The sequence below is a fragment of the Aureliella helgolandensis genome (genome assembly GCF_007752135.1).
GTDB classification, from domain to species: Bacteria; Planctomycetota; Planctomycetia; order Pirellulales; family Pirellulaceae; genus Aureliella; species Aureliella helgolandensis.
Map to the genome: position 1 here is coordinate 6,182,250 of NZ_CP036298.1, position 24,332 is coordinate 6,206,581.

General features: G+C 54.2%; 18 protein-coding genes. 12 read left to right on the forward strand and 6 right to left on the reverse strand.

Annotation, left to right across the window (positions count from 1 at the left end; genetic code table 11):
• Positions 1-145: 145 nt before the first annotated feature.
• Positions 146-784 (reverse strand): sialidase family protein, encoded by a 639-nt coding sequence (locus Q31a_RS21695; protein ID WP_145082505.1) that lies wholly within the window; start codon positions 782-784, stop codon positions 146-148.
• A 950-nt stretch (positions 785-1,734) separates the two neighbouring features.
• On the opposite strand from Q31a_RS21695, the gene Q31a_RS21700 reads away from it, so the two are divergent.
• The 8 genes from Q31a_RS21700 (at position 1,735) to Q31a_RS21735 (ending at position 13,824) form a co-directional block, all read left to right on the forward strand.
• Positions 1,735-3,837 (forward strand): type VI secretion system Vgr family protein, encoded by a 2,103-nt coding sequence (locus tag Q31a_RS21700; RefSeq protein WP_145082507.1) that lies wholly within the window; start codon positions 1,735-1,737, stop codon positions 3,835-3,837.
• 5 nt (positions 3,838-3,842) lie between these two features.
• On the forward strand, positions 3,843-5,078 hold the full coding sequence (locus Q31a_RS21705) for a tetratricopeptide repeat protein (RefSeq protein ID WP_145082509.1): 1,236 nt from the start codon (positions 3,843-3,845) through the stop codon (positions 5,076-5,078).
• Positions 5,079-5,093: 15 nt separating this feature from the next.
• Positions 5,094-6,134 (forward strand): PAAR domain-containing protein, encoded by a 1,041-nt coding sequence (locus Q31a_RS21710; RefSeq protein ID WP_145082512.1) that lies wholly within the window; start codon positions 5,094-5,096, stop codon positions 6,132-6,134.
• Between the two features lie 2 nt (positions 6,135-6,136).
• Positions 6,137-9,532, forward strand: coding sequence for an RHS repeat-associated core domain-containing protein (locus tag Q31a_RS21715; protein WP_145082514.1), 3,396 nt, complete (start codon positions 6,137-6,139; stop codon positions 9,530-9,532).
• Between the two features lie 261 nt (positions 9,533-9,793).
• Positions 9,794-10,171 (forward strand): hypothetical protein, encoded by a 378-nt coding sequence (locus tag Q31a_RS21720; protein WP_145082516.1) that lies wholly within the window; start codon positions 9,794-9,796, stop codon positions 10,169-10,171.
• Positions 10,172-10,713: 542 nt separating this feature from the next.
• A complete protein-coding gene (locus Q31a_RS21725; protein WP_197355492.1) occupies positions 10,714-11,235 on the forward strand; it encodes a transposase in 522 nt (173 codons plus the stop codon).
• A 192-nt stretch (positions 11,236-11,427) separates the two neighbouring features.
• A complete protein-coding gene (locus Q31a_RS21730; protein ID WP_145082520.1) occupies positions 11,428-11,868 on the forward strand; it encodes a hypothetical protein in 441 nt (146 codons plus the stop codon).
• A 366-nt stretch (positions 11,869-12,234) separates the two neighbouring features.
• On the forward strand, positions 12,235-13,824 hold the full coding sequence (locus Q31a_RS21735) for a class I SAM-dependent methyltransferase (RefSeq protein WP_197355494.1): 1,590 nt from the start codon (positions 12,235-12,237) through the stop codon (positions 13,822-13,824).
• A 773-nt stretch (positions 13,825-14,597) separates the two neighbouring features.
• Here Q31a_RS21735 and Q31a_RS21740 read toward each other — a convergent pair.
• A complete protein-coding gene (locus Q31a_RS21740) occupies positions 14,598-14,996 on the reverse strand; it encodes an efflux RND transporter periplasmic adaptor subunit (RefSeq protein WP_145082525.1) in 399 nt (132 codons plus the stop codon).
• Between the two features lie 58 nt (positions 14,997-15,054).
• On the opposite strand from Q31a_RS21740, the gene Q31a_RS21745 reads away from it, so the two are divergent.
• Positions 15,055-15,258, forward strand: coding sequence for a hypothetical protein (locus tag Q31a_RS21745; RefSeq protein ID WP_145082527.1), 204 nt, complete (start codon positions 15,055-15,057; stop codon positions 15,256-15,258).
• 360 nt (positions 15,259-15,618) lie between these two features.
• Here the strand turns inward: Q31a_RS21745 and Q31a_RS21750 are convergent, their stop codons facing one another.
• The 3 genes from Q31a_RS21750 to Q31a_RS30950 all read right to left on the reverse strand — a co-directional run bounded on the left by Q31a_RS21750 (position 15,619) and on the right by Q31a_RS30950 (position 17,711).
• Positions 15,619-17,085, reverse strand: coding sequence for an ISNCY family transposase (locus Q31a_RS21750; RefSeq protein WP_145082529.1), 1,467 nt, complete (start codon positions 17,083-17,085; stop codon positions 15,619-15,621).
• 142 nt (positions 17,086-17,227) lie between these two features.
• Positions 17,228-17,419, reverse strand: coding sequence for a hypothetical protein (locus Q31a_RS21755; RefSeq protein ID WP_145082532.1), 192 nt, complete (start codon positions 17,417-17,419; stop codon positions 17,228-17,230).
• 151 nt (positions 17,420-17,570) lie between these two features.
• Positions 17,571-17,711 (reverse strand): hypothetical protein, encoded by a 141-nt coding sequence (locus tag Q31a_RS30950; RefSeq protein WP_231690881.1) that lies wholly within the window; start codon positions 17,709-17,711, stop codon positions 17,571-17,573.
• Between the two features lie 118 nt (positions 17,712-17,829).
• On the opposite strand from Q31a_RS30950, the gene Q31a_RS21760 reads away from it, so the two are divergent.
• From Q31a_RS21760 to Q31a_RS21770, 3 genes are all read left to right on the forward strand, one after another.
• Complete coding sequence (locus Q31a_RS21760; RefSeq protein ID WP_145082534.1) at positions 17,830-18,264, forward strand: beta/alpha barrel domain-containing protein; 435 nt, start codon at positions 17,830-17,832, stop codon at positions 18,262-18,264.
• Positions 18,265-18,319: 55 nt separating this feature from the next.
• Positions 18,320-20,833, forward strand: a complete 2,514-nt coding sequence (locus Q31a_RS21765; protein WP_145082536.1) for a PSD1 and planctomycete cytochrome C domain-containing protein — start codon at positions 18,320-18,322, stop codon at positions 20,831-20,833.
• An 80-nt stretch (positions 20,834-20,913) separates the two neighbouring features.
• Positions 20,914-22,335, forward strand: coding sequence for a DUF1501 domain-containing protein (locus tag Q31a_RS21770; RefSeq protein ID WP_315851631.1), 1,422 nt, complete (start codon positions 20,914-20,916; stop codon positions 22,333-22,335).
• Between the two features lie 572 nt (positions 22,336-22,907).
• On the opposite strand, the gene Q31a_RS21775 is transcribed toward Q31a_RS21770, so the two are convergent.
• Positions 22,908-24,299 (reverse strand): DUF1501 domain-containing protein, encoded by a 1,392-nt coding sequence (locus tag Q31a_RS21775; protein ID WP_145082538.1) that lies wholly within the window; start codon positions 24,297-24,299, stop codon positions 22,908-22,910.
• Between the last annotated feature and the right edge of the window lie 33 nt (positions 24,300-24,332).

A 24,332-nucleotide genomic window follows, 5' to 3' on the forward strand; every position in this document is an offset into this window, starting at 1 on the left:
GCCTGCCCTCAGCAAGCGATTTCCGGGGAGCTTTTCGTTGCGTGGGGCAGGGTAGGCCTCCTAATGTGCAGCGTGGTTACCTCCGGCGCTACCACTGTTGCCTGCGGGTAACTCAACACCCTCCCAGGCCGACTCTCTAACAGCCCTATCCCTGTGGTTTGGCTCGGCGATTGTGCCGTTGGGCTTCGAGCGCGCCATGCAGATCCCAAGTCTCGCCTGCATCGCTGGAGATGCCGACTCCCTGGAGCTGCTTTTCCCGAGCGAACCAGCTTCCGATCGGCTCGCTGGCATGCGTGACGGACATGAGCCATGCTCCGCTGGAAAGCACGGTCGGCTTGTTCATGCGGAAGGCATACGGGCACTGGAGGTCAATTCGGAACTCTGCGCCAAAGAGCGGCACCTTGGCATCGGGATCATCGCACACTCGTGCCCACACATCGTGCTGGGCGGTCTCCGGGTTGCCACGATTAAAGATGTACCACAGGCGACCTTTCGGATCGATCCAGAGCGTAGGATCGAAGCACCGCGTACCGCGTTTCGGTTCGGCCATGACTTCTGGCGCGTTGAAGGATTTTGCCTGATCGTCACTGTAGCACAGCAGCACCGTGTTCTCAGGCGATGGTTCTTTGGGGCCCTCTGTAAACCAGGACACGAACACACGGCCCTTTGCCGTACGCTCAAGTCCCGGTATCCCCTGCCAAGTGCGTCCCGTAATCACCGAATGAACTTCGGTCTCGGCGTGCAACGGAACCGCCACAACTAAGAGAAGAACGGGAAACAACATCCGTTACATAGTAGCGAGAATTTCAAGCATGACTCAATGACTGTTTGTAGAAACGCCTAACGACGGGCATTCCCCGGTTGTCAGGTTTGATATGTTAATCCCCCGGACGACCTCGGCGACTCCGCAAGCATGCGTTCAGCTTTCTTGCAGCGAACCGATTCTAGAATTCGATCGCCACGTTTAGTTTATCAGAACGAAAATACTGGTTGCAATTGTTTAAGCGATGCCTGGATAGAGGCTGTGCAGAGTGAATTTACATGTGATAGGCGCGAATTGCGGTCGGGGCAGACAGAGGCATGGGAGCGTCTCAGAGACAGGAAGCCTGCGTGAATGCGAGGGGAAATTGGTGTCGTTGATGAGCTCGAGGAATGGAAACTTACGAAGCAGGGGGCGTCAGCGGATTAGGAACAGCCCGTAGTAGATCGTCGTACTGCGTTAGACTTCGAGCACCTGTTTCCAACTTGGCCGGTGTGCCTTAGACGGTGTGCCTTACTCGTGCACTCCAAGGATATGTGCCATAAGCGGTGTTCCGCCTTAGAACGTCAAGGACTCGAACGACCTCTGGGACGCCTGCTCTTGCGGTTGCGAAAAGTGTGTCTGGACGTTCGCCGCTCTCTGGTGATGCCGGTTGGGACGAAGCAGCTGCACGTCCATACAACCTTGTATTCAATACTGCGAAAGCGGGGCCGCCCACGAAAGTTTACCCAGGCTGCCAATTCGGCTCCTGACCCTTTTTCTGTTCCCAACGCGTCATGCCACCACTCCCTACTCAAAACAGCTTGGCAACAATGCCGACTCGTCGCCCCCCCCACCTGATATGGTACGATTCGAAAATGCGATAGGGAATCAAGGATTTAGCACGCAACTGATAGGTCGATAGCTCGACAATGGCACTGGTCGAGGTGCTACGACTTCCCAAAGACCGATTCAATTTTAAGTGAGTTCACGGCATGGCCACGCGATTGCTCGAGTTAATCCCTAATGGGCTATTTGGCGACAAGGCGATCGTCACTTCACTGTCGGGTCGTGAAGAGATTTCACAGCCCTATGAATTTTCGTTGACGATCTCCTCCCCCAAAGACAAGTTAAAGCCAGAGGAAATCATTGGCCAACCGTTGGCGGTCAAGATTGACCGAGGAGACGAAGCGCCAAGATTTGTACATGGCTACATCAGTCATATGTGGGCGGGAGACTATAGCCAAACCGAGGACGACAAATCGGCGCCGTCGCGCTGTTATCGAGTGCGGCTGGTCCCTTGGCTGTGGTTCATGACCCGCGCCTCGCGGTGTTTTGTCTACTTACCAGAAAAACTGGAAAAATCGATTCAGGAGGTGATCGATGAATTGTTTGAACGAGTCGAGAGTTATCGACATGTGCAGACCTGGAATGAAACGGGAGCCGCCTCGATTCTCAAGTCTCGAAAAGTTGAGCATTGTGTCCAGTACCGCGAGACCGACTTCAACTTTCTTACTCGCACGCTCGAGCAATATGGCGTCTACTACTATTTCCGTCATGAACAGGACAAGCATACGCTCATCCTTTCCGATCAGCCGAATTACCAAGACGCCCCCGAGTCGAAAGTCGAATATCATCCCTCCGAGGCAGGGCATATTTCTATTGATGCCATCAGTTCCTGGGAGCACGCCTACGAATTTGTGCCTGGGAAATATGAACAGACCGACTACGACTTCAAGCAACCGTCTACGAACCTAAAAGTCAGCACGGCCAAGCATAATTTGATCCCGCTGTCGAACAACAGCGGCTACGAGGTATTTAACTTTCCCGGCGAGTACATGCAGAAGGATGACGGCGAAAAAGAGGTCATCCGCCGCATGGAAGAAGAAGAGTCACGATTCAACTTGGTGCAGGGCTCCAGTTTTTGCAAGAGCTTTAGCCCCGGCTATACCTTCAAGTTAACCAAGCATCACAGTTGCCACGACGAAGAGGGAAAGAGTTACCTGATCACATCGATCACGCATTCGGCCACGCAAGCCGGCACCTTCTCTGGGCATGGTGAGGGGGACAGTTATTCGAATCAGTTCTCCTGCATGCCTAAGGAAAGTCAGTTTCGCCCCCCGCGTAAAACGCCTCGTCCCTATTTGCCGAGCGTGCAAACGGCGGTCGTGGTAGGCCCCTCTGGTGAAGAGATCTATACGGACGAATTTGGACGGGTGAAGGTTCAATTCCACTGGGATCGCGAAGGCAAACGCGATGAGAATACTTCCTGCTGGATGCGTGTCAGTCAAGTCCATGCGGGGGTCGGCTTTGGCGGTATCGACATTCCCCGCGTGGGCGAGGAAGTGATCGTTTCGTTCATTGAAGGCGATCTCGATTGTCCAGTCGTCACCGGGCGTTTATACCACAAGGAATCGATGCCTCCGTTTGGACTTCCCAACGCAAAGAAAGTCAGTGGCATCAAAACCAAGACCTACAAAGGTTCTGGTTATAACGAGATGTCGATGGACGACACCCCAGGGCAGGAACTGATCAATATCCATGCTCAGTACGACATGACCACCACCGTCGAACACGATGACACGCAAACGGTTCACAATGATCGGACCATTACCGTCAACGGCAAGCACACCGAGACGATCAAGAAAGATACGACGATCAAGATCACTGAGGGAAAGCTGGATCACGATGTCGTTGATGGGACTGCCACCTTTCACGTCAAAAAAGCTGTTACGGAGAATTACGACGCTACCCAGGATACTACCGTCAAGCAGAAGCTCACCGTTACATCGACCACGGAAGATATCTATATCGACGGCAAGACGAAAATTACGCTCCACAGTGGTAAGAGCGAGATCATTCTGGAAGAGAGTGGTGTCATCACAATCAAGGCGCTTGAGATCAACGTGCTGGGTGACAAAATGGTCAAAATCTCGGGAAAAATGGTGGAAGCTAGCGGCGGCAAAGAGGCAAAGTTAGGAGTGGGAAATCAAAACATTACCTGTGACCTGACCAAAGCGGCAATATCCGGGGCGGCTATCAATTCCTCAGCCGTTGGTATGCACGAAATCACGGGAGCGTTGGTGAAGATCAACTAAGACCCATGCGTGACCTACTCAAGCCGACTGAAGCCTATCTACAGCAGTTTGTCGAGCAACACGACAAACTAGCGTTAATCTTCCGATCGCCAGCTAGTGATGCGTTGGCAATCCTCAAGGTCATCGAAGGTTTGGAAGACCCGAATCCATCTGATTTCTTTTGGATCTTCAACGATCCCTTTGTGGATGCCACTTCCTATGCCAGCAGTTTGGTGAAAGGCTTTGCCAGCAAGCATGGCATGGTCCAAGTGCTTCAGGATCAAGAGCAGATGGACCGTTGGCCAGACATGCCAGCAGCGGTGCTGTCTGAAGGCACGCCTCCGATGAGCCGTATTCGGGAGTTAGCGGCCTACTCACGCGAATTGCTGCCAGTTCCCTTAGGCGGCAACAACGTGTGGGTGTTTTATCCCTTGCATATCGCTGACCACATCGGTTACGCAACGTTTGTCCAAGGTGTGCTCGAGCATGAGTTTCCCAATCCATGGTGCCATCACCTGCGTTTCATGGCTCGCGAAGACCCTGAGGCTCCGCTGCTGAGTCAAGCCTTGGGGGCCGCTCCCAGTGTCGACTTCCATGAACCCGACCTTAGTCCTCAGGCGGTCGAACGTAGTCTTGAACGCGAAGTGGAAGACGATAGCCAGCCGATCGAAGTTCGGCTCAATTCACTCCTGGTGCTGGCGGCGACCGATATGGCGCACGGTCGCTTCGAACGATCGCTTGAGAGACATGCGCAAATTCTCAAATACCATGCGGCCGTCGGCAACCACACAATGGCAGCCGTCGCGCTCAACGGGATGGGAGAGGTCTACGAGCGTATGGAAGATCACGACCGAGCCAACCAAGCCTTTCAGGCAGCGCTCATTCCAGCCAGTCATGGCGAACATCCGCCTTGGCAAGTGTTTCAAAACGTCTCGATGAACTTGGCCAACCTACGTATGAAACAGGGCAATTTCGAGCAGTCGGGAGAGTATTGGGATGTGGTGCAGAAAGTCTCGACGGTCACTCGCAATCCCGATTTGAAGCTCCGTGCACTCGATCAAATGGGCTACTGTCTCTACCGTTCGCAGAAGGTCGAGGACGCCGAGCGGATATGGCGCGACGGCGCAACGCTGGCTCTGAAACTTGAAAATAAGGACCTAGGCGCCACGCTGTTAGAGCGTCGACGCGCGCTATACGTCGAGTTGGGGCAGACAGCCAAGGAACAAGAAGTATCGCAACAATTATCTGCACTGAAAAGTTAACCAGGGGAGCACATCGTGGGTAATATCCTCTTGGCCATCGAGCAGAAGCTGGACGGCGTGACCGGCGATCAGACATCGTCGATCGATCGCATGGCCAATACGCCCAACGAAGTTCTGGGAGTTGCCACCCGGTATGCCGAGTCGGTTGGAAAAGCTAGCGAAGCCTGGGGAAAGATCGGCGATCCGGGCCCCAACGGAAATCCCCCTACCACTGGAGAGACGGCGGCACGTACCATCCGCGCTGCTCAACAAACGGCAGCAGTTGCCTTGGGCGTTGCGAGTTTGGGAACTGACATGTTAGATGTTGGTTTTGCTAACTTGACGGCACCCTTGGCTGCGATCTGTCCCAGTATGCCCGCCGCGACGCTGATGGGAATGTACATTGGGACGCCCCACTGCCATCCCACACACCCACCGAGCGGTCCACCGCCCATTCCTCCCACACCTCTACCAAGTATTGGGATGGTGACACTTGGAATGAGTGTAAAAGTTTTGATCAACAACCTGCCTGCAGCTCGCGCTGGGGATATTGGTTTGGCGCCCAGTTGCTGTGGCATTCCCCCAGCGTGGTTCAAAATCAAGACTGGCTCGTCCAACGTCTTCATCGGCGGCGCTCGGGCTGCGCGGACGACCGATATTTGTCAGGCTTGCAAGAACATTCCAGATCCCCCAGTGGCCTCCGCTTTCGCCAATGCCATGCAAGTCGCTGGTATTGCAGTTGGGGCCATGGGGATGGCCGCCGATGTAGCCGAAGCGGCCGTCGAAGACCAAGCCGCCATGGCGGCGGCCAAGGCAATGTCAGCGGCCATGGCGGCGGCGCAGATGGCCGCCGATGCCGCCAAAATGGCGGTTGAGGCCACCATGTGGAAGGACCCCACCATGCCACCGACCGGTAGCATGGGTGCCATTACTTTGCCCAGCAGCAGTGGGACGGTGCTCATCGGTGGCTTCCCTATGATTAGTGTCATGGACCTAGCCAAGGCCATCATGAACCGATTAAAGCGTTTTAAAGCCAAGTCGAACGACGATGACGGAGCTGGAACGGGGGCCTGTTAACCATGAATCAACATTGCCCACTTTCCGCTAATCCGCGCTTGGTCGGGGATCCGGTCGATACCATGACCGGTGCCGTGGTCGAAGCCCAACGCGACTTTCGACTGGCCGGGCATTTGCCACTGCAGTGGTGGAGACACTATGACAGCTCCCGAGTTGATCAAAAATTTTCCCTGGGGTGGGGACAATCGCATGATTTCGATTGTTGGTTGCGATTCGACCAAGATGGCATGCGTTACGAAGCTCCGCTGGGGCAATCCACCCACTTTCCGCCACTCCTAGAAGATGGTCAACGCGTTGCCGCTCAAGGCATGACCCTCACGCGGCTCGATCGGACGCGATATGCGTTGCAGGAACGCGGTTACCCCATCCGCGAATTTCATTTCACCGACTTCAGCCATCCCACTCCCTTGGCCCGCCTAGTCAAAGGGAGCCACGCGATCACGTTTCACTACGATCGCCAGCGACGCTTGAACGAAATCGTCGATTCTCTGGGGACCAGTATTGACGTTGCCACCCGCGAGGATGGCTTGATCTTAGGATTGTCGATCCCTAAGACGGAGCAGCGCGAACGACGCGATTTGTTGCGATACGAATACGATGCCAGTGGCAATTTAATCGCAGGGCACGATGGTTTCGGTAGTCGTTTCTCGATGGCCTACGATGCGGCCAATCGTCTGTTGCGCAAGACCGACCGCATCGGACACACCTTTGAATTCACCTACGACGCCGATGGACGATGCACTCGTACCGCCGGGACCGATGGGGTGCTCGATCATCGTTTGGAATACGTGCGGCCCGGGGAGCTGACTCGGGTCACGCGTGGCAATGGAGGGGCATGGAATTACCGCTATCTCCTGGGACAGTTGAGTTCCATTACCGATCCGCTGGGGGGCGTTGAAAAGTTCGTCTATGACGAAGACGGTAAACTCATTCAGGAGCTCGATACCAACGGCAATGCCACCGATATCATCCGTGACGACAGCGGAGCAATTGTTGGCAAACGCGATCCGCTCGGCAATGTCCATGCCGAGCCACGAGAGCCCAATGCTCCCGATCCCCGCGCGCATCGCGTCGCACAAAACGCAGCTGAATATGAATTCGGTCGCTTGATCAACATCGAGCCACGTCACTCCGCGAGGCCCGTTACCGAATCAACTCCCAGTGAGACCAATCAAGCTCCAGAGAGTTATGTCGAAAAGGCCAATCTGTTTTCGAGCGCCAATCTCGGATTTGTGGTGGGGCGCCAATGGTGGCCCGAGCCGAGTAGCGGTCGGCTGTTTGATGCTACGGGTGATTTAATTCAACAAATCGATCGTCGCGGCAATTCGCGGCGTTGGATGTACGATGGCAACGGAAATGTCACCAAATTCGTCGACTTTGATGGTGGCGCGTGGAAGTATCAGTACCAGTCGTGGAATCACCTGGTCAGCGAAGTCAATCCGTTGGGGCTGACCAACCGCATGGAATACGACTCGCAAGAGAACTTGACCGCCTTCATCGACGCTGGCGGCACGCGTAGCGAGTACGCCTACGATCTCAAGGATGAACTTGTCGAAGTGCGTCGTCACGGACAACTCCGCGAGCGCTACCAGCGCGATAGTGCAGGGAATTTGGTAGGCAAATACGCTGCCGACGGTCGCCTGCTCATGCTGCGCGAGATCGGCGCGGGGAATCTACTTACCAAGCGTGCGCTCAGTTCTGGTGAACAACAGACCTATGCTTATGACGAGCAAGGGCGTTTCCTAAACGCCAACACGAACAAGGATGCGATCGAGTTTGAGTATGACGCGCTCGGGAATCGAAGCGTGGAAAAACGCAACGGCCGAGGCGTAGCTCATGACTTTCGTGGCTGGCGACAGTTCGGTGAGAGTCTGTGGCTGGACAAATTCCAGATAGCTCAGACTCAGGCCGAGGACAATACGCTGGTGATTAGTGATCCTACAGGTGGAAAGCACCGTGTAAGGGTCTTAGCGGACGGACGCGTCGAACGCCGTTATAGCAATGGCACTGTAGAGACTCTCAGCTACGATGAGCTTGGTCGCTGCGAATCAAAGACGGTCGAGCGGATGGGAGCCAAGCTTTGGCAGCGAGATTATCAGTGGTCGGGCGAAGGGGAACTACGACAAGTCGACGATAGTTACGCCGGGACGACGCGTCATCAGTACGACGCTGCCCATCGCTTGCGCGGTCGCACACTCCCCAATGGGCAACAGGAATCGTATCGTTTTGACGATGCCAACAATCTCCTTGAACAACCGGGCCTGCAGGATGTCAGTCTGCACGCAGGGAATCAGCTGGCGTCCGCCGGTGACGAGACATTTGATTACAACGACCGCAATCACATCTCAGAGCGCAAGACGGCTCGAGAGATGATCAAGTATTTTTACGACGACCGCGATCAATTGATTCGAGTCGAATCGGCGAATGGAGTTTGGGAAGCCGAGTACGATGCCTTGGGACGTCGAGTTCGCAAGACCTTTAACGGTGCGACTACTGAGTATCTCTGGAACACCGATCAGTTAGCCGGTGAAATTGCACCCGACGGTCGCTTGCGGTTGTACGTTTTCGCTGATCCGCTAGCGCTCACTCCGATGATGTTTGCCGATTATGATTCGGTCGACGCCGAACCGAACTCGGGCAAGCGGTACATCGTGCTCAGCGATCAGATCGGCACGCCGATTTGTATTGAGGACGCAGCCGGGCAGGTTGTTTGGCGGGCGAGTATCGAACCCTTCGGTGAAGCTCGGCTTGCCTCCGAAAATCGCATTGACTTTAATTTGCGTTTCCCAGGCCATTACTGGGACGAAGATGTTTCGTTGAATTACAACCGTTTTCGGTTTTACGATCCGAAACTGGGACGGTATATACAGAGCGATCCGATTGGGATCGCGGGCGGAGATAATGTTTATGCGTACGCGACGAATCCTTTGTGTCTTGTCGACGTTCGCGGTCTTACCTCGCCCGATTGTGCAACATGCGGTGGAAAGCACCCTCCTTCTGAGGAATGTACTGACGACGCAGAGCTTATACCTGGATTCAACAAAGCAGAATCCGAGACTATTCGTGAAGCAAAAGGAATTTTGAGTTCGGAACAAATGGCCGCCATTCGAGAGGCTCACGAGAGAGGAGAGTCAGTTACTGTGGTGATCGATGGAAGAACTGTTCAGTATGAACCGGGTTTACCTGCATCTGGGATGACAATGTTTGGAGAAGACGGTTTTCTCATTGGGCGAGAGGCATTCTCGACGCCGGGTGAGTTAGAAAAGACGGTGCTGCATGAACTTCATCGTCTAAACACAAGTGAGTCGAGCGGCGGCGTGTCGGGTGCCCTTGCGACTAACGAAACCAAAGCTGCAGCAGATTTTGCTGATCGTGGAGCGGAGGAACTCAACCGGTGAAGACGACCAGAGAACTATGGATTGAAGCGGGCTGCATATTGGCAAACAACCCTAATGCCAGGGTCGAATGCCCAAATTGCAGGGCAACAGAACTGCAAATAGTCGATGTACGTCCAGGAACTAGCGATTTAGTCGAGCGAATTATGTCGTGTCCAGATTGTGGCGCTAGAAATACTCTCCGCCTTCACCGTCCAATAGAGCACAATAATTCGGAAAACGACGGAAGCTGTGCAAGCGACAGACACGATCGGGAAGACAACGATGCTACCGTTAATTAGTGTTACATTCGCGGTGATCGCGGGAGTGATCTGGATAATTTTCTTGCGTCCTGTGCCAACGCAAACTGCGTTTGGGGCAGTACTGGAAAAGAACTACAAGCCTCCAGGCGAATATACCCAAGTGCATGGGGGGACGCGGGATGCGTTTCACCTGCCGACGACTATTTCAATCGCCGAAGGTTATGTCGTGGAGATCAAACTCGATGAAGAGCAGGGGACAGTTTCTTCTTTGCTGAACTCGATTGAGGCAGAGAGATACGAAGTGGGCACGCGCGTCAAAGTAGAGTATTCGCTGCGGAGTGTGCCGATGCTGTGGCAAAAATGCTATGTGCATTCCGTCGCGCTCGCTGAAGAAACCTGATCGACTCTCCTTGGGCGTGCCTCGCGGATTCCCAGGCTCAATTGAATAGCGGACACATCCTTGATTGCAAACTACATCGGTGGCCCCGCCGGGACGAGCCCGGACGGAGGCCCGCAAGCTGATGCGGTCGATGGTAGCTGTCAGTTGTGACTCCGAGCCGAGGCAAGCTCGACGGAAGTCTGAATGAGGGTTGATGGACTTCCGCCGACGGGCCGGACGGAGGCTTGCATGCGAATGCGGTGTAATGGTAGCTGCCAGTTGTGACGTCAGACCGGGACAAGCCCGACGGAAGTCGATTCGACGCCTGGACTGATTCTGTGGGCAGCTCGTCCGGGCAAGTGTGTGAATGTCTGGACATGGAGTGTGAAAATCCGTTGGGACTTAATGTTCGGTTCTGGGCTTCCGCCGGGCTTGACCCGGTCCGGAGCCAACAACTGGGAGCTACGACAGCTACAATAAAAACCATCCTGTTTGCATCTCTTCCGATCTCCGGCTCGGGATTGCCCCGGCGGAATCAACGACTCGAGTTGGGAGGACCGACGATGGATCCAATCTATTCGGCAGACAATACCACCACAGCCTATCAACTAAATTGGTCGTTAGCCCTATTCGGCAAGGCCGCCTTGCCCGACTCATCTCTCTGGCTGATTGATCTCTCCGCTGCCACCGAGAAAGATGGCGTCAGAATTCTCTCAGCGAATTCACGTTCGGAAAACGTGATTCAATTCCTCATCAGCACTCGTCCCGAGTCTTCACCATCGGATTGCGTCAGAAGTGTTAAAGGACGCTTGCAGTATCTAATTCGAGACCACAATCCCAAAGCCTTTCGCCGCAACTATCATATTCACAGCGTGGGCGAGACAACTTCCAGCGCACTAGACGAATATGTTGCCAGGCAAACAGCCAAACATCCTATGGCCGATCCCAAGGTTCAAGCTCGTTTGGAAGCGAATCAATTCTTGGATCCTGAGATTGATTTGTCTAAGTGTATAGCGACAACTAGATTTGCCGGCCGTGTTGCCTCAATCAATGAAGATACCGAAATAAGACACTCTTCTGAGTAATTAGGGGATTGGGGAATCGCTAAGCGTTGCCTTCGTCGGAGCCGGCCGTCGGTCGTTCAAACATAGCGATGACTGGCGGCCGGCGCAGTGAAGGCAAACGCTCGTTGCCTTTGTTGGAAGGTCATAGGGAGCGAATTCGGTATCTTTCTGTTGAGGCAACCACTACCGTTCGGTATCCATTCAGTTGAGGCAATGCGAAGCGCAGAGGTAGTTGTCGCCGAACAGTCTAAGCCTGAAATCGGTGCTTATGGACAGTATTTGAATTCGCTGCACATCGTGATGGAGAATGCAGATGGCTTGCATGAAGTGCGCGAAGATGAGTTGCAAGCGGTACGTGATATCGTGATTCGAGCCACCGCAAAAAAGAATTGGTGGCTATCCCGGATCGGACTGCTTAGCAATCACCTGCATGTTCTGCTTGGAGCACGGGTGACGGATTCGCCTCAAGCGGTGGCGCTGTCGCTGATGAATAATATCGCGTATGTGTACGAGATGAAAGCGATTCTGAAATTCAGCTATTATGCGGGGACATTTGCGGGATATGATCGAGGGGCGATAAGATTGCATGCTACACAAGTCGCTGGCCCCGCCGGGACGAGCCCGGACGGAGGCCCGCATGCGAATGCGGTGTAATGGTAGCTGCCAGTTGTGACAACCGACCGGGACAAGCCCGACGGAAGTCGATTCGACGCCTGGACTGATTCTGTGGGCAGCTCGTCCGGGCAAGTGTGTGAATGTCTGGACATGGAGTGTGAAAATCCGTTGGGACTTAATGTTCGGTTCTGGGCTTCCGCCGGGCTTGCCCCGGTCCGGAGCCAACAACTGGGAGCTACAACGGCTACAATAAAAATCATCCTGTTTGCTGCTCTTCCGATCTCCGGCTCGGGCTTGCCCCGGCGGAATCAACGACTCGGAGGCAAGAGTTCAAATCAACTTGACAGCGCAAAGTCGCTTGCGTGCAAATAACAAATCACGCAGCTAAGTCAAATGGAACCGCGTGTGACCGCTCAGCCCTTTTCAAATAGCTACGACGAAGTTCCCTACAACAGTTATCCCTATGCACTCGCTCATCCAGATCATATTGCCATGATTGCGGTGTTGTTGAGGTTAAATCCGCCACGTAGACCTTATCGCGTGTTGGAATTGGGATGCGCATCGGGAGGGAATCTGATCCCGATCGCAGCTAGTCGCCCTGACTGTAGTTTTGTGGGGGTCGATTACTCGACGCGTCAAATTGCTACTGGACAATTGATAGTCGATCAACTGAGGCTGACTAATATTGAGCTGCTGGTCCAGAGTATACTCGACGTGGAGAAAACGATCGGTCGCTTTGATTACATCCTATGTCATGGCGTCTATTCCTGGGTGCCGAGCGACGTGCAAGTCAAAATATTAGACTTATGCCGTTCGCTGTTGACAGAGCAGGGGATTGCTTACATCAGCTACAACACACAGCCCGGTTGGCGACAGCGTGGCGCGCTGCGTGATATGATGCAGTATCATGTTGGGCGGAGTGCGGGGAGTAGTCCTGCCCAGCGGATCGATCAAGCGCGAGGACTACTCGACTTCCTGGTCAACGCGACCAGCACCACGGATAATTCGTACGCCCGAATGCTACGAGAACAGCAGGAACTGCTGGGAAAACACTCCGACTCGTATATCTACCACGAACATCTCGAGCGACACAACGAACCATTGTGGTTTCTCGATTTCTGCCACCGACTCGATCAGCATGGACTGCGATATTTAGGTGAGGCAGATTTCAGTTCAATGGTGGGTAGCATGTCACTCACCCCCGAACTCCAACAGCAGTTGGACGATCTAGCCCCGGATTTGACGGAGAAAGAGCAATACATCGACTTCGTGCGCAATCGTTCCTTTCGGCAAACCCTGGTTTGTCATGCTCGTCAGCGCCCCAACTACGCAGTGCGCGGCGAGCGACTGCGAGGATTGTTTGCGGCGACGCCGGGACGCGTGCAAATGAATGACGGTGAGGGTGGCGAGCCGAAGTGGCGTTTGGTAGTCAACGATGATTTGTCGCTTTCTACCGACCTACGGACCACGCAGATAGCCTTTGAATTGCTCAGCCAAGCTTGGCCAGAGCGAATTCCGGTGGCGCTGTTGGTGGATCAAGTGGCTGAACAGCTCAATGATCCCACGCTGGATCGCGCTGAACTACAGCGAACGCTAGAAGTCGCACTACTCACTGCTTTCTCGTCGAGCAGTGGAGAGGTAGTTGAGCTTTCCGTTTCCCCATTGAACAGTATGGTCGACGAGAGTGAAAACCATGGCGCCCCCATGGTCAGTCGGCTTGTTCAACTGCAAGCACGCGAGGGGATGCCCGTGGTCAATCGTCGGCACAATCTACTCCCGGTGATGCCGCTCGATCGTCGCATCTTGTCGCTGTTGGATGGTACATGCGATGGTGAACAACTATTGGTTGAATTGCTCGCGCAACATCAAAGCGGAGACTTGATTATTCTTGATGAGCACGATGTACCCATTTCTGATTCTGCGGTTATTACCAGTATGCTAAGGGAACTAGTTCCACAGCGAATGGCCCACTACCACCGTGGTTCGCTCCTATAGCAATTGGTGGATCATCAACCAATCGCTGGCTCCCCGGCGACTCATCTCTAGCTTGCCACAGAAGAAATAGAATCCGCGTCCTCTAGTTTTCGAATTCAACGAATCCTCATGCATTGGCTTGAAGTTGTTGAATCTTGCTACCCAATCCTTCAGCCATTGCGTTTGTCATACGTAACCGTTGACGGTTGTCTGTGACTCAAACCTGAAGCAACGATTGAGGCTGCCTGATGGGGGAGGAAGGTCGTGAACGAGCGGATAAAATGCTTCGCAGTGGTGAGCTTGCTTGGTATTACTCCTCGCCGTTGAGTTTGGCTGGGGCGAGTTTGGTGCAGCAGAGAGTGTTGTTGGCAGGAAGATAGCCAGAGCAATTCATCTTCCTGCCCCCATGTTCCTGTCATACGTCCGCCTGGTTACTTGGTAACCGTTCACCGTTGTCTGCGACTCAAATCTAAACTCAAACCGGAAGCAACGGTTGAAATCGTTGGTGGATAGGGAAGATCGTGAACGTTTACCATCCTACGATGCATTCCGCAGTTAAGCAGGTCTTCAAAATGTGGTTCATCGGGACTTTGAATGGCAGGTTATCGGATTGAGTTCTAGCTTGCCACAGTAGAAGAGAGAAGTGGTGCGGCAATTTGCAAAGTTGTGGAAGCCGAGAACGCTCGTATTGATGGAGCGGAAGCGATCACGTTCACGGCGTTACCAACACGGGACAGCCTTCAGGCAATCCGTAACCTCCCGCAATTGTGACTATGTCGCCCACGCTCAGTCCGCTAAGAACTTGGACTTGCAATTGCAGCCCCCACTGTCACGGCTGTCTCGTATGCTTTTCCGTCTCGAACGATGGTTACGACCGGAATTCCTGCATTGTCTGCGACGGCAGCCACCGGAATCACCAAAGCGTCAACGATCACTGGCAACGCCACGCTCGTTTGGCAACTCAATCCGGGGCGCAGCTTGAACTCCGAATTGTAGATCTTGGCAAACACAATCACATTGCCTGTGGCTGGGTCAGCCTGACCACTGATCCGAGTCACTCGTGCCTTAAACACTTGATCCGGAAACGAGACAATTTCAATATTCACTTCGCTGTCGTCATGAACCTTAGCGAACTGAATGCTCGGAATCCGAATTTGCGCAAAGACTTCGGTCAGGTCGATCACGGTCGCCAATGGAACCGCGCAGCGAACATCGACGTTTCATTCCCGTCAGTACCACTCGGAGAGCGCGATGAACACCTTCGGAGGCAGCCGCCAGCACCTTCTCGTCCTTGGTGGTCCCGCGGATTGCCTCAGTCCAGAAACCGAGGCGTTGACGCGCCACAGCTTGTCAACACTGCCGCGCGAGCCGTTTGCATCACCGACCAGCACCGATACCTGCGTGATGTTCGACGAAAATCTTTCGCATGCATTTCGGTTGCACTTGCCGCCTTGAGTCGTGAGTGCCCGAGTTCAAAAGGGCTATTCGCAGAGCAATAGAAACGTGCATCGAAAGCACGCCAAAGACGTAGACCACAGAAAATCGCTACCAGCGGCAGTCCTGCTGCAGTCCCTCCTCTTAAGGGGGAACTAAAACGTTGCATTACTTTCACTAGCTAGTGTCTGTCCGGAAATTGCCTTGCTGGAGGATTTCACGCAGTCAGATGCTATCAGACAATCACGAAGAGTTGCCTTCGCTTCGCATTCATTGCCGCTAGGTGAAGTCAAATCCAGCCGTTTTGACCGACTTTGCGCCGCTGGCGCGGACCGGTAGCCAGCTGGCTAATTCAAAAGTGACGAACCTCAGTCACATGCCCTAAGCCGCTTTGCGTTTGCTCTGCGCTGCCGATGCATTGGGGCGTTGTTTAGAAAGCAGTAGCTTTCCAAGCGTGTGTATATTGCGACCTAGAATCGCTAAACCCAAATAGCGTTCAAAGCCGAGTTCAGTCCGGTTGCGACAACGCTTCAAACCATTGCCCCGCTGTAACACTCCGATCGCTGCCTCGATGCCTGAGTGGTGTAGTCGGGTTCGGTGAAATTTAGCACTTTCGTTCTTAATCCGCTGTACGTATTCACCAGGAGCCCGCGGTAGTACGCATACATCTTCGATTATCTGCTGCAGGTTTGATTCATTTTCCGCTGAATAGAAACCTCGGTCAAAAGACGCGGTGTGAATCTCGCCTGCGTGCTTCTTCTGAGCCAACTTCGTTTGTTCCACCACGACATCCTGGTCACGCACGTCGCGAGCCATCAAGTGATAGTGACTAATGAAACCAGCACCATCCTCGTAAACCAAAGCCAATCGACCATATTGATTGGGTTGTCCGGCTTTGCCGCGACGGTAAAGCTGCGTGTGTGTTTCGAACAAGCTGAACAGCTTGTCGCAATTGGGGACTGACTCACCCAATAGGACACGCCGACGCGCCGTATCGCAAACCTGCTCGGTCAGTCCTGTCCAATGTTCGATTGTTGTGATTAGCGACAGAGTTACTGTGGACGCACCGAGAGATTTCGCCTCATTAGTCAGTGATTTCGCTCGCTCGAGCAAAAGTGCTACGCGTTGCAGCAGGTCGCGATAACGCGATTCCAAGGCTTCCTTTTTGCGTGAGCTCTTGCTGGCAGCAATCCGTCCTATCTGCTGCTTTAAGCTCTTGATCTTCTTGACTAGATGCCCCACTTGTCTCCATCCTGTGGTCTCAAGCTGTTGCGCCAACTCAACACAGAACGGAATGAACTTGCGAACACCGTCGTAGATCAAACTGCTCTCTGTCGGATAGTGAATGTTAGTTTCAATAACAAATGAATCAGCCCGAACTGTGGAACTGGCATCGGGAGCAATGCTCTGGCCAGCGGTGACGATAGCTTGGTTGATCTTACTAATCGTCTCAGGTTTGAGCAGACAGATGGTATCGCGTATGCGTCTGAAAGTGAAACCGTCGGTGTCTTGCCAGTCGCCGATTCCCATGATTCCGCGGAGACGCCGATGATTCTCGACTTGATCCTGTAGTTTGTCGTAATCAAGATTACATCCAAGTCTGACTGCTGCAAGCACAACAACATGCCAATCGTCTATGCCTGGCCTTCCAACATCCCGTCGAGAGTCTTGGTTTAGATCCGCAGCGACAGCCTGAACGACTTTCGTTCTCAACTTGGCATTGGTATAAAGATATTGAAGCCCGAGCAAGACGGGCACGATTTCATCGCGAGATTCCAAGTTGAGTTCAACTTGTGCGATAGGGCTGCAATCGAAGCGTTGCTGTTTTTGATATGGCTTGCGAACCACTTCTACTCCTCGAAGATTAAGCGTTTGGACCTGTTTTAGTCAACAAATTCAACGCTCGAACTCGCTCGCGGGTTCGTTCTTCGGGGAGCTTTTTTGAAAATTAGCCAATAATTTACAGACGCTTTTAATTTCCGGACGGACACTAGCTACTAAGCGAACGAAGCAGAATTGCAACCGTGAATAGGAGCAGCAGCGCTACCTGGCCAAGCAGCATTGCAGCTGGCGAATGAGCTTCGCGCGATATGTCGACCTCTTGTTGGGGAACGGTTTGGTAATTGGGATTTCGCATCAACATGATCGACGAGCTCTTCGAGAAGACGGAAAGTGAACTCATCCGTGGCTTGCATGTGATCAACAATGCAACAACCATGCCGCGTGCGCCGGACGGTAGCAAGCAATGACGTTTCCCGCGTAATTTGTCGCAAACGTCGGCGTTCGCAGCCTCTGCGATGCGAGATGGCGGCCGTCAACTAGCGAATATTGCGTCAACCGACGTTGACGCCTGTGACAAGTAGGGTGTTGGGAAAGCCGTCAGGTTTTTCGACGACTTCCCAACTCAGCTGAAGTTCTGGACGAGGCTCATCGCGATCGGCGCCGGGCTGCGACAACCAACGCGTCCGTTGCACGGATCATCGAGCCAAATCCCAAAGTCCATTTTAACGGAGTTCTTCCCCTGCCTTGCGACCTCTCGACCAACAACGGCATTCTGCAGCAACGCTCGCCCATCCCCTCGGATCCTGCCCGATGACAGCCAGTGTGCAAAACCGAATCGGCATGGAAAGCGCTGGTGCGCGAGCTAAAGTGCTGCCTCCCCTGTTCGAAGACCACGTTATTGCGTGGAAGTTAAAAAATGGCGGCGATGCGAGCGAGCGTGAGCAACGGTTGTTCGACCGAGTGAATCGCCTCACGCAAGACACACGACTCCCCGACGCGGAGACGAAATGGTCAGTGCTGGACCGAGCGAGTGTGCAATGCTCAATGCCGTTGATCGCCAGCTTAAACGGTTGGAACGCTGGCGATTGGCTCGACTTCGCAGGAGAGCTGCAATCCGCCGGTGCAAAGACCGTTGCCCCAGACATTCATCGCTGCCCTGCCGGACTCCCTGAGCAGACTCAATTTCACAGTGAGCCCGTTTTCGACGAAGCATCCACGGATTGTTCCGGTATTCTGGAACGATAGCCGCTATATTGGAATGATTTCGCAATTCCGTTGCCCTATTCGTCGGAACTATGAAATGAATGTATTGCGAATACGCACAGTTCTAACCTGTCTGGTACTAGTGATCCCTGGAGCGGTCTTGCTGTCGCCCGCTGCCGGACAGGAAGGGATTGGAGCTGCCGATCGAGGAGAGGGGCTGCGTCTGTTCGAAAGTAAGATTCGTCCGGTTCTCGCCGAGCACTGCTATGAATGCCACTCAGCCCGCGACGGCGCGGATGAGGGTGGCTTGCAACTCGATACACCGCGCGCAATCCAAGCTGGAGGCGACCGCGGAAATTTGGCCGTTTCAAAAATGCCTAATGCGAGTCTGCTCTTGAGAGCGATCGCGCACACCGACGTAGATATTGCGATGCCGCCGAAACAGGATCGCCTGAGTGATACGATTGTAGGTGACTTTAGAAAGTGGATCGAACTCGGCGCAGTAGTTCCCGAGCGGGAGGTGAACGACGTACAGGGGCGCGAAAAGACACAGGCTCACTGGGCGCTACAACCGATTTGCAAAGCAAAAATCCCCGATCTGCGAGGTTCAACTTGGGCCAAGAAGCCAGTAGACGCTTTTATCCTAGCCGGCCTGGAGGCGCAGGGGCTGGAGCCTTCGGCCGACGCACCTGTCAACGTGTTGCTCAGACGTTTGCACTTTGATGTTGTAGGTCTACCACCTTCCCCGGCTGACATTCTTCGCTTCACCGCGCTCGTCGCAGCGGAGGGGATGGATCTTGCAGTGGCGCAAGAGGTCGATCGCTTGCTGGAGACGCAAGAGTTTGGCGAGCGTTGGGGTCGCCATTGGTTGGACGTTGCTCGGTTTGCCGAGTCCAGTGGAAAAGCAGCGAATATTTCCTTCCCTTACGCCTGGCGTTTCCGGGACTATGTCTTCGATTGCTTTAACGACGACCTTCCATTCGATCGTTTTATACTTGAACAAATCGCTGGCGATCTTTTGCCCTATGAAAGCGACCAACAGCGTGCCCGCTTACTGATTGCCACAGGATTTCTTGCGATCGGGGTGAAAAATTTAGACGAGATGAGTGCTCCTCAGTTTCGAGCGGATGTCATTGACGAGCAGATTGACACGGTAACTCGGGCGTTCACGGGATCTTCGGTCGCTTGTGCGCGATGCCACGATCACAAGTTTGAATCGTACACGATGGAGGACTACTACGCGCTGGCCGGTATTTTCTCCAGCACCAAGACCTTGTTCGGGACGTGGGTGGCTCCGTCAAACAGAGTCGGAGGAGATCCTCTCCCGCTGCCGATCGGCCGCGAACCAATCGTTTTGCACAAGTCGATTTCGGCCGAGCGAGTTGCATCCCTGAAAGCAGAGAAAGAATCGCTATTGCGGGAAAGGGAAGATTTCCAAGCGATGAACATGGGGGCGATGATGATGAGCGAGGGGAAAGAAAAAGTCCCCAAGAAGGAATTCACACTCCGCGACGCTCTGCGAATTTTCTGGCGAGTTGGGGCAATCGACGGACAGTTGGAAAAGGTTGATGCCAACGGAAACGCAATCCCACTCGCAATGGGAGTGCTCGATGACGAGACAATTACCGACGCGACGCTGCTGTTGCAAGGCGACATCAAACAACCCAATATTGACGTTCCACGAGGTGTTCCCTTTTTTGATGCGATGGATGAAGCACACCAACGTTTGCAATTCCCCGCCGATCAGAGCGGACGACTGGAGTTGGCGCAATGGTTGACCCACGCAACACACCCATTGACCGCACGCGTCTACGTCAACCGTGTATGGAAGCACCTGATGGGCGAAGGCATTGTACGGACCGTAGATGACTTCGGAACGACCGGCGAAGCCCCGAGTCATCCGGACTTGCTCGACTACTTGGCAACGCGGTTCGTTGAAGACGGGTGGTCCACCAAGCGATTGGTTCGACACCTCCTATTGTCGCGAACCTATCGGCAGTCTTCGGAACACCGTGAAGCCGCGTTCCTTGCCGATCCCGACAATCGACTTTTGTGGCGTCAATCGAAGCGGAGGCTCGAAGCGGAGGCGATGCGCGATGCGATGCTGGCAGTTTCCGGGGAGATCGATCTTCAACGACCGATCGGCTCTTTGGTTGGAAGAGTTATCGGTGATCGACCGATCTCACTGATTGGTCTCGACAAACGTCTTCCGCCAGATCTCGACGGTACCGTTCACCGTTCGGTCTACTTGCCTGTCATTCGCGATCGCATGCCAGATATCCTCGATCTGTTCGATGTCGCTAATCCCGACTTCGTTTCGGGCGCACGCGAGGCAACGTCCACTCCCCTGCAGTCGCTTTACTTGATGAACAGCCCATTTGTTCGCGACCGCGCCGCAGCGATGAAAAAGAGATTGCAGGCCGAAGCCGATACGACTGAAGAGCGGCTACGATTGGCATTCGAGTATTGCTACGCGCGCCCGCCCTTTGCCGATGAATCCCAAAGACTTTCCGAGTTTCTGAACAGTACAGCACGGGAAGAGGCTGAATTGGCATGGGTGGATGTTTGCCATTCGCTGTTGGTAACTGCGGAGTTCCGTAACCTTGATTGAAGTATAGACCAATGGGCAGGGGGACACGTTCCCAGCTCCACCTTCACCTCCATCAGACAGCTTTCTGCCACGGAAATAGCATGATGACATCCTTCTCACGACGAACGGCTCTCCAATCGCTTGCTTCTGGGTTTGGGTACCTCGCCTTTTCAGGACTTGCTCACGAATCGAGTGCACGCGAGCAGGAGGGTGCTTTCGACCTTTCGCCTAAGACGCCGCATTTCCCCGCGCGGGCCAAGCGAGTGATTTTCCTCTGCATGGAGGGGGGGCCTTCGCATGTCGATCTGTTCGATTACAAGCCGGCTCTTGCCACGCGAAACGGCGAGAGTCTGCATAGCAAGCAAGATGGCGGGTTGCGACTCCTGGGTTCACCGTTTCGTTTTCAACAACAGGGCGAATCTGGAAATTGGTTTTCCGAGTTGACGCCCCATTTGGCAAAACACGCCGACGACCTGTGTTTCATTCACAGCATGCACACCGATCTTCCGAACCATTCGCAGGCATTCCTGCAACTCCACACCGGCAGTTTTCAGTTTACTCGACCTTCGTTGGGCGCATGGACTCTGTATGGGCTCGGCACACTGAATAACAATCTCCCTGGATTCGTCACCATAAATCCTCCCTCAGGAAATGGCGGAGCGAAGAACTACGGCAGCGCGTTCATGCCCTCGATCTGCCAAGGTACCAAGATCGGAACCAATCAGATTCCCGACTTCTATGCCAAGTTCATGGGTATCGACAAAGAACCGGGGCCCCCCCTGAAATGGGTCGGCAACTCGTTTCAGACTCGGCAACGCCAACGTCAACAACTCGATTTGATCCGTGATCTAAATACCAGCAAGCTACGCCGCGACTCACAGCATCAAGAGATTGAAGGCGCGATCAATTCCTTTGAGCTCGCGTTTCGGATGCAAGGGGAACTCCCTGAGCTTTTGGATCTGAGCGATGAAACGTCGGACATGTTGCAGCAATACGGCATTGGAAACGGCCAGCCAACCGATCGCTTTGGACGCCAATGCCTGCTGGCCCGACGCCTCGCCGAAGCGGGCGTTCGATTCATTGAAATCACCGCTCCCACGAGTTGGGATCACCACTTCAACCTACGTCAGGTGTTAGGCGAGAGTTGTCTAGCGACGGACCAACCTATCGCAGCATTGCTGCAAGACTTGAAAGGCCGTGGCATGCTGCAAGACACCCTCGTTGTGTGGGCGGGGGAATTCGGCCGTACACCGTACGCACAAAGCGGCAGCGGACGTGATCACAACAATTTGGGTTACACGATCTGGATGGCGGGCGGAGGAGTCAAGGGTGGATTCAAGTATGGTGCGACCGACGAGATTGGTCATAAAGCCGTCGAGAACAAGTGCCACCTACATGACTTGCACGCTACGCTACTGCATCTTCTCGGCTTCGACCATCGAAAGCTGACCTACTCCCATGCGGGGCGTTCTTTCCGATTGACCAATGTCTTTGGGAACGTTGTCGAGGAGATCCTGTCCTAATCCATCAACAATAAGCCCCCATCCACCAGAACGCTCTAGGCCGGTCTGGCTTGCAAGAGAAAAAATCGCGTGGTGAGCGCGGGAGCTCCCAGGCCCTGCACGTGGAAAGTTCAGCTTCCACACACAGGTATTGAAAGCGAACGCATCCCAAGCGAAACGGCAGCGAAGCTCAAGGTGCTGGTGAACGTCAAAATGGATTGCAGCAACCCACGACAGAGTTTGCTCGCCCCTCACGGCCGCTTGAGCGTGTCCAGGAAGCGTTTCGTGCGGGTTGCTGGCTAGCGCGAAATTCAAGACCGTATTCATTGATGCGCTATCTAAACGGTCTTCGCTAATGCAAATCCGCGCGCTGAACCGAACGAAGACTTTGAGCTTGTCCCTGCTGCACTAATGCTCGCGCACGCTCGGACCGGTGGTGCTGTGTTGGGCGACTCTATCACCTAGCCGCCAAGGTTTGCCGGCCCTGCTTGGGCATTCGCCCGGCGAGTGGAGAGGCGGGCGAGTGGAGAGGAGGCGAGTGGAGAGGAGGCGAGTGGAGAGGCGGGCAGGGGAGCGGGAGCACGCGAATTGCGTTACGCGATGACATCGTGGACGACCTGCCCCGAGAGGTCTGTCAAGCGGTAATCACGGCCCGCATACCGATACGTCAGGCGTTCGTGGTCAAAGCCCAACAAGTGCAGCATGGTAGCGTGCAGGTCATGGACCGACACCGGATTCTCGACGGCTTTGAAACCAAACTCATCGGTTGCGCCGTAGATCGTGCCGCCTTTGACGCCTCCTCCCGCCATCCACAGCGAAAATCCCCAGTGGTTATGATCGCGGCCTTGGCTGGCTCCCGATCCATTCTGCCCCATTTCAACCGAAGGTGTGCGTCCAAACTCGCCACTGCATAAGATCAATGTCTTGCTGAGCAGGCCACGTTGTTTCAAATCTTTGATCAAGCCCGCAATCCCTTGATCGCACTGATTGGCGACATGGCGGTGGGCGTCTTTGATGTTGTCATGGCTATCCCATGGCTGGCCAGCACCGTGCCAGACTTGCACATAACGCACGCCGCGTTCGACCAACCGCCGAGCGAGTAACAGTTGACGATTCTGGGTTCCTTCGCCATACAGTTTCAAGATGTGTTCCGACTCCTGACTGGTATCGAAAGCGTCGGTGGCTTCCATTTGCATCCGGTAGGCCAAGTCAAACGACTGAATCCTTGCTTCGAGATCTGCTTCTTCGGGACGTTGTGCCAAGTGCTTGGCATTTAAAGCCTGCAGGATTTGCAGTTGCGCTAATTGCTCCGATTTCGAAAGTCGCTCGTTACGAATGTGACGAATCAACTGGGTTGGATCGGAGTGGGCGGTGTCCACCAGCGTGCCTTGGTAGCTACCAGGCAGGAAGGCGGAACGCCAGTTGCCAGCACCGGCCACCGGTAGCCCTCCAGGACACAGTGCGACAAAGCCGGGAAGGTTTTGATTCTCGGTTCCCATGCCCCAGGTTAACCAGGATCCGAAACTGGGCCGCACCAACCTGGAATGGCCGGTATTCATCAACATCAGCATCATTTCATGGCTGGGCAATTCGGCGTACATCGAACGAATCACCGCCAAGTCGTCTGCGCATTCAGCCACCCTGGGGAACAAGTCACTGATCGGCATCCCGCATTCACCGTGCTGCTTGAATTTAAACGGCGAGGGCAGAGCTACCCCCGTCTTGCGTTCGGTCTGCAGGTTGTCGAACGGCAACATCTGACCGGCGCGACGGGTCAATTCCGGCTTGGGGTCGAAGGTATCCACCTGCGACATACCGCCGTTCAGAAAGATGTGAATCACATGCTCGGCGCGGGCGGGAAAGTGTGTTGGAGGACCGGCGGTTGCCGATTGAGCGGTCAACATATCGGTTAGCGCCAGTGAACCGACGCCCAAACCACAGCGGCGAAGGAACTGCCGACGAGGGGTAGAAAGGGAAGTATCCATGATGATTATGCTCGTTTAAGGATCGAGGCGTTG

What these genes read in the sequence shown, in the direction of transcription:
- Q31a_RS21715 (WP_145082514.1), top strand. Translation starts at nt 6,137, where the DNA reads ATGAATCAACATTGCCCACTTTCCGCTAATCCGCGCTTGGTCGGGGAT.
- Q31a_RS21760 (WP_145082534.1), top strand. Translation starts at nt 17,830, where the DNA reads ATGACAGCCAGTGTGCAAAACCGAATCGGCATGGAAAGCGCTGGTGCG.
- Q31a_RS21705 (WP_145082509.1), top strand. Translation starts at nt 3,843, where the DNA reads ATGCGTGACCTACTCAAGCCGACTGAAGCCTATCTACAGCAGTTTGTC.
- Q31a_RS21730 (WP_145082520.1), top strand. Translation starts at nt 11,428, where the DNA reads ATGCGAAGCGCAGAGGTAGTTGTCGCCGAACAGTCTAAGCCTGAAATC.
- Q31a_RS21700 (WP_145082507.1), top strand. Translation starts at nt 1,735, where the DNA reads ATGGCCACGCGATTGCTCGAGTTAATCCCTAATGGGCTATTTGGCGAC.
- Q31a_RS21770 (WP_315851631.1), top strand. Translation starts at nt 20,914, where the DNA reads ATGATGACATCCTTCTCACGACGAACGGCTCTCCAATCGCTTGCTTCT.
- Q31a_RS21765 (WP_145082536.1), top strand. Translation starts at nt 18,320, where the DNA reads ATGAATGTATTGCGAATACGCACAGTTCTAACCTGTCTGGTACTAGTG.
- Q31a_RS21695 (WP_145082505.1), bottom strand. Translation starts at nt 784, where the DNA reads ATGTTGTTTCCCGTTCTTCTCTTAGTTGTGGCGGTTCCGTTGCACGCC.
- Q31a_RS21745 (WP_145082527.1), top strand. Translation starts at nt 15,055, where the DNA reads ATGAACACCTTCGGAGGCAGCCGCCAGCACCTTCTCGTCCTTGGTGGT.
- Q31a_RS21725 (WP_197355492.1), top strand. Translation starts at nt 10,714, where the DNA reads ATGGATCCAATCTATTCGGCAGACAATACCACCACAGCCTATCAACTA.
- Q31a_RS21755 (WP_145082532.1), bottom strand. Translation starts at nt 17,419, where the DNA reads ATGAGTTCACTTTCCGTCTTCTCGAAGAGCTCGTCGATCATGTTGATG.
- Q31a_RS21720 (WP_145082516.1), top strand. Translation starts at nt 9,794, where the DNA reads ATGCTACCGTTAATTAGTGTTACATTCGCGGTGATCGCGGGAGTGATC.
- Q31a_RS21775 (WP_145082538.1), bottom strand. Translation starts at nt 24,299, where the DNA reads ATGGATACTTCCCTTTCTACCCCTCGTCGGCAGTTCCTTCGCCGCTGT.